Origin of the sequence: Providencia sp. Me31A (assembly GCF_050487165.1) — a bacterium.
Classification (GTDB): domain Bacteria; phylum Pseudomonadota; class Gammaproteobacteria; order Enterobacterales; family Enterobacteriaceae; genus Providencia.
Map to the genome: position 1 here is coordinate 28,208 of NZ_JBKQGZ010000033.1, position 15,112 is coordinate 43,319.

The window sequence follows — 15,112 nt, forward strand, 5'->3', positions numbered from 1 at the left end:
TAATGGCTTTTTTGCCACGGATTTCCTATGGGTATTTAAATGTCCAAATATTAAAAAATAATTTTTTGATTCAATGAAATCAATGTGAGCAAATCAATTCATATATAAGACAAATATCTCTTGGAGAGTTGGGAATGGTTGTTTTTAATAAAAGAAAAGTGGCAATTAGCATAATTGCTGCTATTGCGGCTACACCTGCATTTGCTGATGATAGTAAAGATAAAATCTATGTGACGACAGCGTCTGGTTATCAGCAAAAAATTGAAGATGCTCCGGCATCCATTTCCGTGGTGACGCGTGAACAACTCGAAACTAAAGCTTATCGTGATGTGACCGATGCATTAAAAGATGTGCCGGGTGTTTTAGTCACTGGTGGTGGCAGTAGCTCAGACATTAGTATCCGTGGTATGGATGCTAAATACACCATGATTTTAATCGATGGTAAACGTATTGATACGCGTACAACTCGCCCAAATAGTGATGGCTCAGGTATTGAGCAAGGGTGGTTACCACCATTACCTGCAATTGAGCGTATCGAAGTGGTGCGTGGACCAATGTCATCGCTGTACGGTTCAGATGCGATGGGCGGGGTAATTAACATTATTACTCGCCGGGTACAACAAGAGTGGACGACCAGCTTACGTGCAGATACAACATTAACGGAACGTAGAAATTCAGGTAATACAGGCCAAGGCAGCTTCTATACATCAGGTCCATTAATTGATGGTTTATTGGGTGTAAAAGCACAAGGACAATATTCACATCGTGGTGAAGATAAAATTGTTGATGGCTTTAATCGCCAAATTATGACGAGTGGTGGTGCAACGCTGTCATTAACGCCAGATGATAAAAATACGGTTGATGCGGAATTCAAACGTGATAATCAACACCGTGATGATCGTGAAGGCTATAGTAATAAAAGGGGTGATGGGAGTGGCTTTAGTAAATATGAGCTGACTCATATGGCACTTACGCATACAGGTATTTATGATATTGCATCAACAGATACCTATGTTCAGTATGATGAAACCAAAAATCCTGGTCGTAAAATGACGGCGGAAGATCTTGTTTTCCGTAATCAAAGTGTATTTTTATTGGGTGACCATAGTTTAAGTGTAGGTGGTCAATACCGTAAAGAAAAACTAAAAGACGAAGGTAATAAATTTAAACAATATAATAAATTAGATAGATATAGCTGGGCATTATTCGCTGAAGATGAATGGTTAATGACCAATGATTTGGCGGTAACGGGTGGTGTTCGTATGGATAAAGACGAAAACTACGGTACGCACTGGACACCACGTCTGTATGGTGTATGGCATGCGGATGAACAATGGACAATCAAAGGCGGAGTAACCACGGGTTATAAAGCACCTAGTTTGCGTGAATCATCAGCAAACTGGGGGCAAGCAACAGGTGGAAGCCGCGGTAACGCTGTTATTTATGGTAATCCTAACTTAAAGCCAGAAAAAAGTGTTACTGAAGAAATTGGTGTTATCTGGAATAATCAAGATAATATTACAGCAGGGATAACTATTTATAATACTGACTTTAAAGATAAAATCACTGAAGTTAGACGCTGTGAAAATGACAGTAAAGTCGTAAGACCATGTACAGTTGAACAAGATGGTGAGGGCGATCATCCGAATGAACCATATAACTTTATTAGTGATAAAGCTAACGTCGATAAAGCAAGAATGCGAGGTGTAGAATTAACCTTCAACTGGCGTATTATTGATGATTTAAGTTTTGCAGCTAACTATACTTATACTGACACTGAACAAAAAAGTGGTGTAAATAAAGGTAAGCCATTAAATAAACAGCCTAAACATATGGCTAACTCCACACTGACATGGCAAACAACTGAAGATTTAGAAACATGGACGCGCATGAATTTCCGTGGTAAAACTTCAGAATACCAAGGTCGTGGGCAAAAAATGTCAAGCGGTACAGGCTCTTATGCATTATTCGATTTAGGGGCGAGTTACCAATTAAGCAAAAATGCGAATTTAGTCGGTGGCGTTTATAACGTCTTAGACCGTCGTATTGATAGAGCTAATTATGGTGCTGAATTAGAAGGCCGCCGTTACAATATCGGTATCAACTATAACTTCTAAGCAAAATAGTTAATTCTAGTTAATTTAAACCCTTTGGCTCCACCAAAGGGTTTTTTGCTTATTGAGCCACCACAATAAAATAGCATTACAATAGTTATAAGCACTGGATGAAAAATAACGAAAAGTATCAAAAATTCTCATCGAAAATAACGGGGTTGTTAACAATTTAGCTTGCTATTTCGAGTTATGGCGTGCAAAATGCGCGAACTAAAAAATAACTGATGCTTAATCAAATGAAGCATCGGTTTTTTTGTTTTTAGGAACGTTCATTCTAGCGGGGCCGGACATAGAGCCGGAGAGATAATTTTAATATTTACGTGTAGCAAATATTTTTCGCTACCGATTTGAGGAATGCTTTTATGGCTTACTTTTTCGCATTCGCAGCAGGGCCAGGCGCTGGCGGCTGCCGTATTGATGACTACGGGGCTCTAGGTGGCTTAGCAAACACGCCTTTCTCCCTCTCTTCGTTTTTCTCTGCCTATAGGCAGATGCAAAGTCTTCCCAGTAACTGTCGATTAAGCCGAAGTAGTTTGCAATCGAAAGTTATGGGGGGGCTTGAAAATGCAAAATAATTCTTCGATTCCATTAGACATCGGCCACAACCAAACTGGTGCGAACAACCGCGTACAACTTGCAAAAACCTTAACGCTTGTGCAAGTCGTTATGATTGGTATCGCGTATATCCAGCCAATGACCATATTTGATACTTTTGGTATGGTATCGGATAAAACGGGCGGACACGTTCCAACTTCATACATTATTGCACTTGCTGCGATACTGTTTACGGCTCTGAGCTACGGTAAGCTGGTGAAACGCTTCCCATCTGCTGGCTCAGCGTACACTTATGCCCAAAAATCAATGAGCCCACATGTTGGGTTCTTGGTGGGCTGGACATCATTGTTGTCCTATATTTTTATGCCAATGATCAACATCTTATTGGCTAAAATTTACCTGCAAGACATTTTCCCTAACGTAGAGCCTGCAATCTTCGTGGTAGGGCTGGTTATTTTGATGACCGCGGCCAACTTACGTGGGATCAACGTCATTGCCAACTTAAGTACCGTTATTGCCATTATTCAAGTGGGCGTAATGGCTGTATTTACTGGGCTTGTGATCCACGGCGTTTCTAACGGTGAGGGTTCGGGAGAAATTTGGACCTTTAACCCGTTTGCGAATGAAAAAACCGAAGTGATCCCGCTGATAGCAGGGGCGACAATTTTGTGTTTCTCCTTCTTAGGGTTTGATGGTTTGAGTTCTCTGTCAGAAGAAACGCCTAATGCAGGCAAGGTTATTCCTCGTGCAATTTTCTTAACTGCACTGATTGGGGGAGTGATCTTTATCACTGTTTCATTCTTCTTACAGCAATACTTCCCAGATGTATCGCGCTTTAAGAACATTAACGAAACACAGCCGGATATTATGCGATTCGTTGCTGGGGCATTCTTCCAGTCAATCATTTTAGTATTCTCATGTGTTACCGTATTAGCATCAGGTATGGCGGCTCACGCAGGTAGTGCGCGTTTAATGTATGTTATGGGTCGTGATGGGGTATTCCCTGAAAAAGTCTTTGGCTACGTAAGCCCTAAATGGCGCACACCGGCATACAACGTATTAATGGTTGGTTTCTTAGCACTCGGCGCTATCTGGTTTGAAATGGATTTCGCAACCGCGTTAATCAATTTCGGTGCATTAATCGCGTTTACCTTCGTGAATATTTCAGTCATTAGCCAGTTCTTTATTCGCGAGCGTCGTATGTCAGGTTTCAAAAATATCCTGAACTACTTAATTTTACCTGTTATTGGTACACTCACGGTGTGCGTACTATGGTTGAATATTGAAGAAGATTCAATGGTTTATGGATTGTTTTGGACTGCGGTTGGGTTAATTTATATGGCTGTGCTGACGCGTATGTTCAAAAGACCGATGCCTCAGATGAGTGATGTTTAACTATATTCGTGCTGTTGCGGTTTTGCATTCACAAAGTGACAGCACGAGCTATTTTGAATATAGTCAAAATTAGAATTGATAAAATAGCGTCTTCGGGCGCTATTTTTTTATCCATTAAGAATTATTTAAGATAAAGCGTGTAGCCTATTAACATCATAATATTATGTGATATTGTTGTTACAATAAATAAAACACAACACATAATAAACTCGAATTCGATTAAGAAGGCACACACATGAATGATATAAAAAAACCTGAGAATCAACGATTACTACTCACACTCAGGAATATTGTTGGTAAAAAAAATATTTTAACAGAACCTCATAAAACTGAACGTTACCGCAAAGGTTTCCGTTCGGGGATGGGCGATGCAATAGCGGTTGTATTTCCAACAACACTGCTTGAGCAGTGGTATGTATTCAAAGCGTGTGTCGAAGCTGACAAAATTGTACTGATGCAAGCGGCTAACACTGGTTTAACAGAAGGTTCGACGCCAAGTGGCTATGATTATGACCGCGATATCGTGATTATTAGCACGCTAAAACTAAACCAAATTCAAGTTCTTCCAGAATTTAACCAAGTTGTTGCGATGCCAGGAAGCACTTTATACGATCTGGAAAAAATCTTAAAACCCTTAGGTCGTGAGCCACATTCATTGATCGGCTCATCGTGTATTGGTGCCTCAGTGGTGGGCGGAATTTGTAACAGTTCCGGAGGGTCATTAGTTCGCCGTGGGCCTGCTTATACTGAACTTGCTCTTTATGGACGAGTCAATGATGATGGGCAAGTGGAGCTAGTCAACCATTTAGGCATTGATTTAGGTGACACGCCAGAAGAGATTCTGACTAATTTACAAAATCGCGGCTACAGCAGTGAAGACGTGCAAGTCAGCGATAAATTAGCCTCTGACCATGAATATGCGAAGCGCGTTCGCGATATTGATGCCGATACTCCCTCTCGTTTTAATGCTGACGAACGCCGTTTATTTGAAGCGTCTGGCTGCGCTGGAAAATTGGCTGTATTTGCCGTTCGTTTAGATACCTTCCCAGCAGATAAAAAAACGCAGGTATTTTATATCGGTTCAAATAACCCCGATGTATTGGAAGATATTCGCCGTTATATATTGAGTGAGTTTAAAAACTTACCGGTAGCGGGTGAATACATGCACCGAGGTTGTTTCGATATTGCAGAAATTTACGGTAAAGATACCTTTTTGATGATTGATAAATTTGGTACCGATAAAATGCCCATGTTTTTCACATTAAAAGGACGTATTGATGCCGTATTAAATAAAATTCCATTACTGCCATCTAATTTAATTGATCGCACGATGCAAGTACTAAGTAAATTATGGCCGTCTCATTTACCGCCTCGCATGAAAGAGTTCCGTGATCGTTATGAACACCACCTCATGTTAAAAATGGCAGGTGATGGTATCGACGAAGCTAAAGTATGGCTAAAATCCTATTTTGCGACAGCGGATGGGGGATACTTTGAATGTACGCCAGAAGAGGGGGCGAAAGCCTTTTTACATCGTTTTGCCGCCGCAGGTTCAGCGGTGCGCTATCATGCAGTTCATAGCAAAGATGTCGAGGACGTATTACCCCTTGATATTGCATTGCGCCGCAATGATAGAAATTGGTTCGAAACATTGCCCCCTGAAATTGAAAAGTTATTAGTTCATAAATTGTATTGTGGGCATTTTATGTGCCATGTGATGCACCAAGACTACGTGTTGAAAAAAGGCGTAAATCCAAAAGAATTAAAAGAAAAAATGTTAGCATTATTGGATGAACGAGGTGCGCAATACCCAGCGGAACACAATGTTGGGCATCTCTATAAAGCGCCAGAACAACTAAAATCATTCTACAAACAATCGGACCCAACGAATACCATGAACCCTGGTTTAGGAAAAACAACCAAAAAGAAAAATTGGGAAGGGGATTGTGGTTGCAGCCATTCAAACGAACACTGATCGTGTACTGGCCTAAATAACAATGGGCAGGTAATCTGCCCATTGATGTTAATTAGCTCGCTAATTCCATCGCGTAACTTACCAATGCTTTTAGTTGCTGACAGCGTTTTTCATCGTGCTGATGTTCTGCAAGCAACAATTGTATTTGTTGCATATATTCTGTTAAACGTGCTTCATTAAAGTAATCCCGACGATGTTGTAACCAGCGTTGTTGCTCATCAAAGGATAATGTGGCAGGAAAATTACGCGCTTTGTAGCGAAAGAATAATTCTTTCATGCGCTTGTCTTCAAAACTTAGCTCTAAAGCAGGTAAATTATGGGGTGAAGTTTCACGGATAATATCCATAGTAGAACGATCTGATGGGCTAAAGAACCCATTATAGATTTGCGCGTCCACATCAGCGACTTCTTCATAAGTTTGGGGTTCGCTAAATAGCTCAATTAATTTATTACGAATGTCCGGATTTTTTCGCAAAACTTCTAAGTTGCGCAGACAGAGATCGCGGTCAATACCTGTACGTAGAGCATCTTCTGTACGCAGTGTTTTTTCAGGGGCAAGTATGGGGCATTTATTGATGTGTACTAATTTTACAGGTACTGGTAAGGCACCTGCGAGCTCTGCTTTCGGAGTATAGAGTCGAGTACGTAACTGTTGAACATCTAATTCAAGTAAGGGTGTAATATCCGCGGATAAGTCACACATAATGACGGCATTGCGGTTATCTGGATGCCAAGCGAGAGGCGCTACTAAGCTAATGTAGGAGCGCAAAGCACCAAACATACCCGAGACATGAACCAGAGGTGTAATATCCACAATATCAATTAGTTGGCTTACCTTATTTTTATTTCTTAGTTGGTAAAAATAATCAAACATGCGCGGTTGAGCCACTTTTAATAATTTAGCCATATTGATGGTCGCTAGCACATCAGACATAGCATCGTGTGCGTTTTCATGAGCCACGCCATTAGCTTTAGTCAGGTGCTCTAAACGCATACTGGGTAGGCCGTCTTCATTTTCGGGCCATTCAATTCCTTCAGGGCGCAGGGCAAAGCACGCTCGTAAGGGATCAAGCAAATCCCAACGTGAATTTCCTTGCTGCCAGCTATAAGCATATGGGTCATAAAAATTACGATAGAAAATGTTTCGTGTTACCTCATCATCGAAACGAATATTGTTATAGCCCATAATACAGGTATTCGGCACACTGAAGGCTTGATGGATACGTTTAGCAAATTCCGCTTCATTCACGCCTTCAGATAGCGCTAGCTGGGGTGTTATCCCTGTGATCATGACGGCTTCTGGTTGCGGTAAATAGTCATCTGCTGGGGTACAGTAAAAGACTTCAGGCTCTTCTATTATATTGAAATCTAAATCAGTACGCACCCCTGCAAACTGAGCAGGTCTGTCAAGAGCTGGACGTTTGCCGAAAGTTTCATAGTCATGAATAAAGAATGAGGGTTGTTTTTTATTATCTTGCAACGTTTTCACCATTTTGATGGCCTAGAATTGGGTCTGAGAGTGATGAATTGGCTTGTGTACACTCTACTTTGTAGATTAATGATACCTGATCCGCTATAAAAGCTAAAATAAGGTGACTTGGTTTAGCTTTTAATTAACCAATAATTGAGCGAATAGGATGATAAATTAAGTGAAATGTTTAGTAAGGGATAACCGCTATATTGTTAAGTAATTATGATTGTGACATTCATCACAAATACCGTTTGTTAACGTTAACATTGGTGATTAACATCACAAAATATAGCTGTTTTTGTGGTTTAATAACCATGTTAACCTTAACATTTTTATCAATGATAATTATTGATAGGTGATGAAATATGAATAGTGGCTCAAGAAAGTACTATGCCTCTTTGAGTGCATTATTGTTTTTTTTCTTTTTCACATGGTCATCAACATTTTCTGTCGTGGCAATATGGCTACGTAAATATGTTGGTTTAGAGGGGGCGGATACAGGGTTTATTTTTTCGTGTATTTCAATCGTTGCTCTGTGCGCGCAGCCTTTATATGGGTTCATGCAAGATAAATTAGGATTACGGAAAAATTTATTATTATTTATTGCGATCCTACTTATTGCTTCTGGCCCATTTTTTATGGTTTTTGGCTCATTACTAAAATGGAATGTATTTTTTGGTAGTGTTCTTGGCGGACTATTTATTGGGATGACGTTCCATGCAGGGATAGGTGTTCTTGAGTCTTATACTGAGAGAGTAAGCCGTTTACGTAACTTTGAATATGGTAAGGCAAGAATGTGGGGCTCACTAGGGTGGGCGGCAGCCACATTTTTTGCAGGTCGCAACATTAATATTGACCCTGATTATAATTTTATTATGGCCACTATTTCAGGGGTGATTTTTTTAATTATCTTGTTGAATCTAAAAACGGCTAACGCAGATGCTTATAATAGCCTTGAGCATGGTAACCCTTCTGCAATTACTGTAAGTGATGCTCTACAATTATTTGCGCTTCCTCGTTTTTGGGCATTAATATTATTTGTACTGGGTACTTGTGTTTATAGCGTCTACGACCAGCAATTTATGGTGTATTTCGCCCATCAATTCCAAGATGAAAAATTAGGTAATGAGATGTACGGTTATCTGAATTCTTTGCAGGTTTTCTTGGAAGCTGGCGGAATGTTTTTAGCGCCATTTATCGTCAACCGTATTGGCGCTAAAAATGGTTTACTATTTGCGAGCTCAGTCATGGCATTACGCATTATTGGTTCAGGTTTAGTTGATGGACCAATCATGATCTCTGCGATGAAACTATTACATGCTGTCGAGCTACCGATCTTGCTAATTGCTATTTTTAAATATAACAGCCGTCATTTTGATAAACGTTTATCATCAACATTATATTTAGTTGGCTTTAGTTGTATTACATCGGTTGTTGCAAGTGTGTTATCACCACTGGCAGGGTGGGGCTATGACAAAATTGGTTTTGCCGATACCTATTTAGTTATGGGGGCATTTGTGGTGATTACGACGGTATTATCTGCATTTTGTCTCAGAAGTGATAAAAACGACGAGCAATCTACCCCACAATTAGAAAATATGGCCCAAGGTGATGACAGTCATTCTAAAGATTTAACTGCAAAAGCATGAATGATGTGGAATATTAGGTAGATTAATTTGAGAAATATGAGAAACAGGCTTGTCACCCAGTAGGATTAGAATGTATTGTGTTAAGAGATAATGCGTTTTGAATATTGACTAGAGGGTTTTAAACATGGACAACGCTAACAAGCCGTCTTTCCAAAATGTTCTGGAATTTGTGCGTATGTTTCGTCGTAAAAACAAAATTCGTCGTGAAATTACCGACAATGAGAAAAAAATTCGTGATAACCAGAAGCGTGTTTTATTGCTGGATAACCTAAGCGAATATATTAAACCAGGGATGTCGATTGAAGACATTCAAGCTATTATTGCAAACATGCGTAGCGACTATGATGACCGTGTTGACGACTACATCATTAAGAACGCAGAACTTTCTAAAGAGCGTCGTGAAATCTCTAAGAAGTTAAAAGAGATGGGTGAATTACCAAGAATTGACGTCAAGTAATTAGTTGAAAAGCCGAGTTTATCTCGGCTTTTTTTAGGACAGTCAGAGTTGTTCAACCTGATTAATTTCTACTACCAAAGATAGGTATTATAGAAAGAGGGTATTTACTTGCTTGATCAGTGCGTTCGCTAATCTTTCCATGTCACTTTCATCAATAAATCCCATTGTGATTGCCGCAGCAACAAGTTGTCCTTCATTATTGAAAATCGGGCAGGCGATCGATTGTGCGCCAGGTATACCTTCAGTCGGCTGGTAACGGATTGCATACCCCTGTTTTACAATTTTATCGAGCTCTGCTTGAGAATAAAAATTGGAGTGAAACTGGTCATCAAATGCAGAGAAAATCAGCCCCGCAGCACTTCTTTCAACTGGCAATGGCGTATTAGGTAAAAAATCAATCTCAACGTTTTTAAAGCTACGATTATATTTGACTAAAGATAGTGCTTTGCCTAAGCGAAGTGCGATACCAGTCGAAACGTTTTGCTCGTCGCGAAACTGAATTAGGTTATTATTAATGGTTTCGATATAAGAGCTTTCTGGCTCAACAAAATTTGCTAAAAAAGTTAAATTGCGACCTAAAGCATAACGACTCGTTTGAGTATCTTGATACAACATTTGTGTACGACATAATGAAACCAAGTATTTATGTAGGCGGCTTTTGGATATTTCACAGCCTTTTGAAATATCAGCTGCGCGGGCAATTCCCCCATTTTGAGCAATAAAATTTAAAATACTCACCGCGATATCAACAGAATTAACGCCTTGCACAGTAGACATACACAAACCTCAATTTTACAGATACTCATATTTTATCATGAGTTGCTCAGTGCTGCTAATTCCCTTCCTTGAACTGTAATTAAGACGAAAGAGGTAATGAAAAATTACTTATAAATAGTAAGGAATGTTGATATGTCTCAAGTTCACTAATTGTGAATGAGGTATATATATAGTGAACTTTATAAGGCAATGTCGAGGTTTACTATAATGAAAATAATAGAAGAATTACGTTTAAAGCGCCGAACCTTACTTAAAGGGTTAGGGGTTGTCGGTTTAGCAACGATCGCGCCTTGTTCTTTTGCGCAAGGACATAACCGTCAACCTCTTCCCAAAGTGCGGTTACAGTTATCAGACTATAAAACCTATCGATCCACTTGTGCGATGGAATGTTTGCATTGCAACCTTACTGCGTATACCTATCAAGGCAAGTTGATAAAAATTCAAGCAACAGAAGGGTTCAATGTTAAATGCTGTTTACGCGGCATGAGCCGAACCAAATGGGTTTATCATGACCAAAGAGTCACAACGCCATTATTGCGAGTCGGTGAAAAAGGAAAGGCGGAATTTAAGCCAATAAGTTGGGATGAAGCGCTTGACCTGATAGAAAAAAATATCAGAGAAACCATTGCCAAGTATGGCAATGAAGGTTTATTTATTTCAACCCATGCTGGCAATATGGACTCTATCAAAAATGATATGGGTAAGGCTTTTTTTGATTATTTAGGTGGCTCAACAAAACAAGCGGGGTCTTTATGCTGCTCGGCAGTGACTGCAGCGATGATCCCAATGTTGGGTTTACGCTATGCTGATACTCGCGATACCATTGCCGATAGTCGTTATATTTTGTGTTGGGGTAATAATCCAGCCGTCACGATGCAAGCCTATTTTAAAAACTATAACCAAGCTAGAAAAAATGGGGCTCGGTTAGTTGTGATTGACCCGCGATTTAATGAAACTGCCGCAAAAGCAGATGAGTGGATTCCGATTATACCCGGAACAGACACCGCACTTGCTTTGGGAATGATCAAAATCATTATTGAAGAAAACCGCATTGATGATGCTTTTCTTCGAGCTCATACAGGTGCGGTCTATTTGGTTGATGCTGACCAGAAGCAAGTTAGACAAGATAATGATGATAAAGATAGCTACCTTGTATTTGATACCCTTAGCCAGCAATTAGTTCGCCATGATAGTGCGAATATTAAACCTGCGTTATTTCAGCATGAATTACCAAAAGATCTAGGTTACACCACGGTTTTTGAGCAAATTTATCAACAAGCAAAAGGCTGGGATGTAGCTCGCGTTAGTGAAGAAACTGACGTGCCGGTAGAAACTATTGTCCGCCTTGCTCGTGATTACTCATCCATTACACCATCCATGATTGTGCAAAATATGTCAGGCGCTCAGCGAACTGAACATGGAGCCTATGTTGCTGCTAGCCAGTTTTATCTTGCACTGCTTACGGGCAATATCGGTAAGCGCGGCGCAGGTGTTTGCGACGCTGGTGGTGCTCGCCAAATGGCGAATTTTAGCCCAATAGTGCCGCCTGCACCGAATGCTAAAAATATACCACCTATCCCTGTTGCTAAGGTCGGTGACTATATTGTAAATGATAAACCCCACCCGATTAATTTTTGGTGGATCATGACTATGGGGGTCATGACTCAGTTACCGAACACGAATAAGGTACGAGAGGCACTGAAGAAGGTGCCGTTTGTCGTTGTGGCGGATAACTTAATGAGTTCAACGGCACTCTATGCGGATTTAGTCCTACCTGTGACCACTATTTTTGAAGATACCAGTTTGATGGCGGGGGTTCGTAGCCAATATGTCCAATTAATGGAAAAAGCGGTTGAGCCTGTGGGTGAGGCCAAGCCAGACTATTGGATTTTTGCGCGTTTAGCTGAACGTTTTGGTTTTGGCGAGGTATTTAACCAACCGATTGAACACTATATTGATGCTTGCTTAGCAGGTTCAGGGATCACTCGCCAAATGTTAGAAAAAGGCCCTGTACGCCCAGTTGAAGGGGATTGGATACCGTTTAAAGATGGGGTTTTTAGAACATCAACGAAGAAAGCCCATTTGTTCATCGAAGATTGGCAAAAGAAAAACTTTTCCCCTGTCGTAGCGTACTACCAAGTCACTGAATCGGTCAAAGGTTCCCCTGAATTAGCCAAAAAGTATCCATTGATGGCAGTGCAGCGCAAGTTAGCACGTAGCGTGCATTCAAGTCATGGAATGAATGAGTGGATTTTAGAGGTGCAACGTAACCAACCTAACGTCTTAATCCACCCAGAAGATGCGAAACCTCGAGGTATCAAAAACGGTGAATGGGCGATCACCTTTAATGACAGAGGAGAGCACCGAGCTATCGCCGTGGTGACAACGCATATTAAAAAAGGCGTTATTTCTCTCGATAATGGGTGGTGGGAACAGCAGGGTGGAAGTAGCAGCCATGTGACAAACGACCAAGTCGAACACTTAGGAACTGGCCATTGTTGTAACAGTACGTTGGTTGATGTGAGAAGGGAGGCTTAATCATGATTAAACAATATGGTTTTTTAATTAATACAAAAGATTGTTATGGTTGCCGTACTTGTTCTATGGCCTGTAAATCCGAGAATGTTACCCCTCCAGGCGTATTATGGCGTCGAGTACGCGAATTTAATTATGACTCACCCAATACGCAAGCTTTTATTACGATGTCTTGTAATCACTGTGATGACCCCCAGTGCCTAAAAGTGTGTCCTGCGGGCACCTATACTAAGCGAGCAGACGGTATCGTCGTACAAGATCATGAAAAATGTATTGGGTGCCAGATGTGTATTATGGCATGCCCCTATCATGCCCCGGTTTTTGACCCTGCGGAAGGTAAAACCAGCAAGTGTAATATGTGTGCGGAACGCTTGGATGAAGGCTTGTTACCAAGGTGTGTTGAATCTTGCCCAACAGGCGCTATCGAATTTGGCGACATTACTGAATTACGCAAGAAGCACACGACAAACTGGAGCGTATTGGAGCAGCGTTACAACATGCCTGACCACACGATCAGCCACCCGAACATTGTCATTATTGGCATGGAGGACTAATCATGGATATTAAACATATGGAACTCCCGCTGGTATTTTTTACCGTGATGAGCCAGTGGGGGATTGGCGCTGTTCTTGCATTGACGATTTACCAAATGAAAGCCAGTAAAGAGAACCAACTATCAGGTTCTGTACTACGTCGCGCGGTAGTATTGATTTGGTTGATTGAAGTCATTGGCTCTTCGATGTCCATGGGGCATTTAGGGGTTCCTCTGGAAGCTTATCGTTCTGTCCTAGGGTTAAGTCATTCGTGGTTGAGCCGTGAAGCGGTGACCTTTGTGTTATTAAACGGAATAATAACACTCTGGGCGTTATCCTGTTGGTTATCACCTCAAGTGAATGTGCGTAATCAGTTACTCGGTTGGTTAAGTGCTCTCGGTGGTATTGCGGCCATTTTTGTGACTGCACAAGTTTATTATCAAATGGTTGCACATCCATTATGGCATACACCAGCGACGCAAATTGCGTTTATCGGTAGTGCGATTGTCCTTGGTTTTAGTCTAATAGCCTTATTCGTTATTGGACAAGGAAAATCATTGCCATCGATAATTAAAGTAGGGGTACTGATAGGCGTTGCGCTGGTATTAATTGCGCAAATTATTCGCTTACAATTACCCGCAAGCCAAGGTGGAAGTTACTTGCTGTGGTGGCAGGTAGTGATGAGTATGCTATTGCCTTGCATTGTGGCAATGAAAGGATATAAACAACAGCCATCAGCTATTTTAATAGCCTTAGTAATGTTAGCCATATTGAGTGGCGAGCTAGCGGGTCGCGCATTGTTTTATGGTTCGGTGATGACCCAAGCGCCGTGGTTCTAAAAATCCTCGTCATATTTCGGCCTGTCACGTTGTTGGCATCGCACACTCGCCCTAGTCACATACTTATGTATGCTCCTAGGGGCTTGCTTAGCTCGCCGCCTAGCGACAGGCCGAACTATTTAGAGGATTAATGACTTGTTTATTTTGGTTTGTCGTGTTGTTGGTACCGGAGACTCGTCTTAGTTACATACTGATGTATGCTCCTAGTGTCTTGCTTAGCTCGCCGCCTAGTGACAGACCGAACTATTTAGAGGATTAATGACTTGTGTATTTTGGTTTGTCGTGTTGTTGGTACCGGAGACTCGTCTTAGTTACATACTTATGTATGCTCCTAGTGTCTTGCTTAGCTAATGCGCTTATTCAAAAGCACCATTCATCAATATAAATATGGGGTCTGAGCGTTTATAGCTGTTGATTAGGGGAACAAGGCGTTTGAAATGTTCACTGTCACAGTGGATATCTAGCGCTTCTTGATTTGGCCATTCTTCGATAAAAATAAAATGTCCGGGATCTTTCTGGTCAACATAAAGGTCATAGCTGATGCACAATGGTTCTTGTTTGGTCGCAGCGACCAATTCACGGTATAGTGGCATCACAATTTCAATCGCTTCTGTTTGAATAAAATCTTCCGCAATGACTTTCAACATAATCAGCTCCAGTTGGCATGTAAGAATGCTGTATATAACAGGGACTTCCCTTGTTATGGTGGCTGATAATATCATAATGCATATTTTATGATCAGGGATTACTATCATGGACGAAAAGTCTCTTTACGCCCGAATACTCAATTTATCCCCTCCTTGGAGTGTCGC

The 15,112-nt window shown here is 40.9% G+C and carries 12 protein-coding genes; 9 read left to right on the forward strand and 3 right to left on the reverse strand.

Translation table 11 applies throughout. The features are described from left to right. Nucleotides 1-134: 134 nt before the first annotated feature. The 4 genes from ACLPIE_RS20540 (at nucleotide 135) to dld (ending at nucleotide 6,039) form a co-directional block, all read left to right on the forward strand. Entirely contained in the window at nucleotides 135-2,117 is a 1,983-nt protein-coding gene (locus ACLPIE_RS20540) for a ligand-gated channel protein (RefSeq protein ID WP_430263556.1), read from the forward strand. A gap of 359 nt (nucleotides 2,118-2,476) precedes the next feature. After that, the gene (locus tag ACLPIE_RS20545; protein ID WP_430263557.1) at nucleotides 2,477-2,689 is read left to right on the forward strand and encodes a hypothetical protein; all 213 of its coding nucleotides are present in this window, start codon (nucleotides 2,477-2,479) and stop codon (nucleotides 2,687-2,689) included. After that, a complete protein-coding gene (locus tag ACLPIE_RS20550; RefSeq protein ID WP_430263558.1) occupies nucleotides 2,679-4,064 on the forward strand; it encodes an APC family permease in 1,386 nt (461 codons plus the stop codon). The genes ACLPIE_RS20545 and ACLPIE_RS20550 overlap by 11 nt, the downstream gene beginning before the upstream one ends. Nucleotides 4,065-4,299: 235 nt before the next feature. Beyond that, nucleotides 4,300-6,039 carry a D-lactate dehydrogenase gene (gene dld / locus ACLPIE_RS20555; RefSeq protein ID WP_430263559.1) on the forward strand — a complete coding sequence of 580 codons (1,740 nt, stop codon included), beginning with the start codon at nucleotides 4,300-4,302 and terminating at the stop codon, nucleotides 6,037-6,039. A 52-nt stretch (nucleotides 6,040-6,091) separates the two neighbouring features. Here dld and sbcB read toward each other — a convergent pair whose 3' ends face one another. After that, nucleotides 6,092-7,531, reverse strand: a complete 1,440-nt coding sequence (gene sbcB / locus ACLPIE_RS20560; RefSeq protein WP_430263560.1) for an exodeoxyribonuclease I — start codon at nucleotides 7,529-7,531, stop codon at nucleotides 6,092-6,094. Nucleotides 7,532-7,875: 344 nt separating this feature from the next. Between sbcB and ACLPIE_RS20565 the strand changes: the two genes are divergently transcribed. Then, nucleotides 7,876-9,159 (forward strand): MFS transporter, encoded by a 1,284-nt coding sequence (locus ACLPIE_RS20565; RefSeq protein ID WP_430263561.1) that lies wholly within the window; start codon nucleotides 7,876-7,878, stop codon nucleotides 9,157-9,159. 124 nt (nucleotides 9,160-9,283) lie between these two features. Then, nucleotides 9,284-9,616 (forward strand): PTS system regulator TmaR, encoded by a 333-nt coding sequence (gene tmaR, locus ACLPIE_RS20570; protein ID WP_004253179.1) that lies wholly within the window; start codon nucleotides 9,284-9,286, stop codon nucleotides 9,614-9,616. Between the two features lie 87 nt (nucleotides 9,617-9,703). Here the strand turns inward: tmaR and ACLPIE_RS20575 are convergent, their stop codons facing one another. After that, a complete protein-coding gene (locus ACLPIE_RS20575; protein WP_430263562.1) occupies nucleotides 9,704-10,393 on the reverse strand; it encodes a helix-turn-helix domain-containing protein in 690 nt (229 codons plus the stop codon). A 207-nt stretch (nucleotides 10,394-10,600) separates the two neighbouring features. Here ACLPIE_RS20575 and ACLPIE_RS20580 point away from each other — a divergent pair, with 207 nt between their 5' ends. From ACLPIE_RS20580 to ACLPIE_RS20590, 3 genes are read left to right on the forward strand one after another with little or no spacing between them, the layout of a single operon-like run. Continuing rightward, nucleotides 10,601-12,931: a molybdopterin-containing oxidoreductase family protein gene (locus ACLPIE_RS20580; RefSeq protein ID WP_430263563.1), complete on the forward strand. Its 2,331-nt coding sequence runs from the start codon at nucleotides 10,601-10,603 to the stop codon at nucleotides 12,929-12,931. 2 nt (nucleotides 12,932-12,933) lie between these two features. Next, nucleotides 12,934-13,482 carry a 4Fe-4S dicluster domain-containing protein gene (locus tag ACLPIE_RS20585; RefSeq protein WP_430263564.1) on the forward strand — a complete coding sequence of 183 codons (549 nt, stop codon included), beginning with the start codon at nucleotides 12,934-12,936 and terminating at the stop codon, nucleotides 13,480-13,482. A gap of 2 nt (nucleotides 13,483-13,484) precedes the next feature. Then, a complete protein-coding gene (locus ACLPIE_RS20590) occupies nucleotides 13,485-14,300 on the forward strand; it encodes a dimethyl sulfoxide reductase anchor subunit family protein (protein WP_430263565.1) in 816 nt (271 codons plus the stop codon). A gap of 356 nt (nucleotides 14,301-14,656) precedes the next feature. On the opposite strand, the gene ACLPIE_RS20595 is transcribed toward ACLPIE_RS20590, so the two are convergent. Next, on the reverse strand, nucleotides 14,657-14,947 hold the full coding sequence (locus ACLPIE_RS20595; RefSeq protein ID WP_430263566.1) for a putative quinol monooxygenase: 291 nt from the start codon (nucleotides 14,945-14,947) through the stop codon (nucleotides 14,657-14,659). Nucleotides 14,948-15,112: the final 165 nt, after the last annotated feature.

Bases quoted from the DNA above. Each gene is read 5' to 3' on its own strand.
- ACLPIE_RS20545 (WP_430263557.1), top strand. From the start codon at position 2,477: ATGGCTTACTTTTTCGCATTCGCAGCAGGGCCAGGCGCTGGCGGCTGC.
- sbcB (WP_430263560.1), bottom strand. From the start codon at position 7,531: ATGGTGAAAACGTTGCAAGATAATAAAAAACAACCCTCATTCTTTATT.
- tmaR (WP_004253179.1), top strand. From the start codon at position 9,284: ATGGACAACGCTAACAAGCCGTCTTTCCAAAATGTTCTGGAATTTGTG.
- ACLPIE_RS20580 (WP_430263563.1), top strand. From the start codon at position 10,601: ATGAAAATAATAGAAGAATTACGTTTAAAGCGCCGAACCTTACTTAAA.
- ACLPIE_RS20540 (WP_430263556.1), top strand. From the start codon at position 135: ATGGTTGTTTTTAATAAAAGAAAAGTGGCAATTAGCATAATTGCTGCT.
- dld (WP_430263559.1), top strand. From the start codon at position 4,300: ATGAATGATATAAAAAAACCTGAGAATCAACGATTACTACTCACACTC.
- ACLPIE_RS20585 (WP_430263564.1), top strand. From the start codon at position 12,934: ATGATTAAACAATATGGTTTTTTAATTAATACAAAAGATTGTTATGGT.
- ACLPIE_RS20565 (WP_430263561.1), top strand. From the start codon at position 7,876: ATGAATAGTGGCTCAAGAAAGTACTATGCCTCTTTGAGTGCATTATTG.
- ACLPIE_RS20575 (WP_430263562.1), bottom strand. From the start codon at position 10,393: ATGTCTACTGTGCAAGGCGTTAATTCTGTTGATATCGCGGTGAGTATT.
- ACLPIE_RS20595 (WP_430263566.1), bottom strand. From the start codon at position 14,947: ATGTTGAAAGTCATTGCGGAAGATTTTATTCAAACAGAAGCGATTGAA.
- ACLPIE_RS20550 (WP_430263558.1), top strand. From the start codon at position 2,679: ATGCAAAATAATTCTTCGATTCCATTAGACATCGGCCACAACCAAACT.
- ACLPIE_RS20590 (WP_430263565.1), top strand. From the start codon at position 13,485: ATGGATATTAAACATATGGAACTCCCGCTGGTATTTTTTACCGTGATG.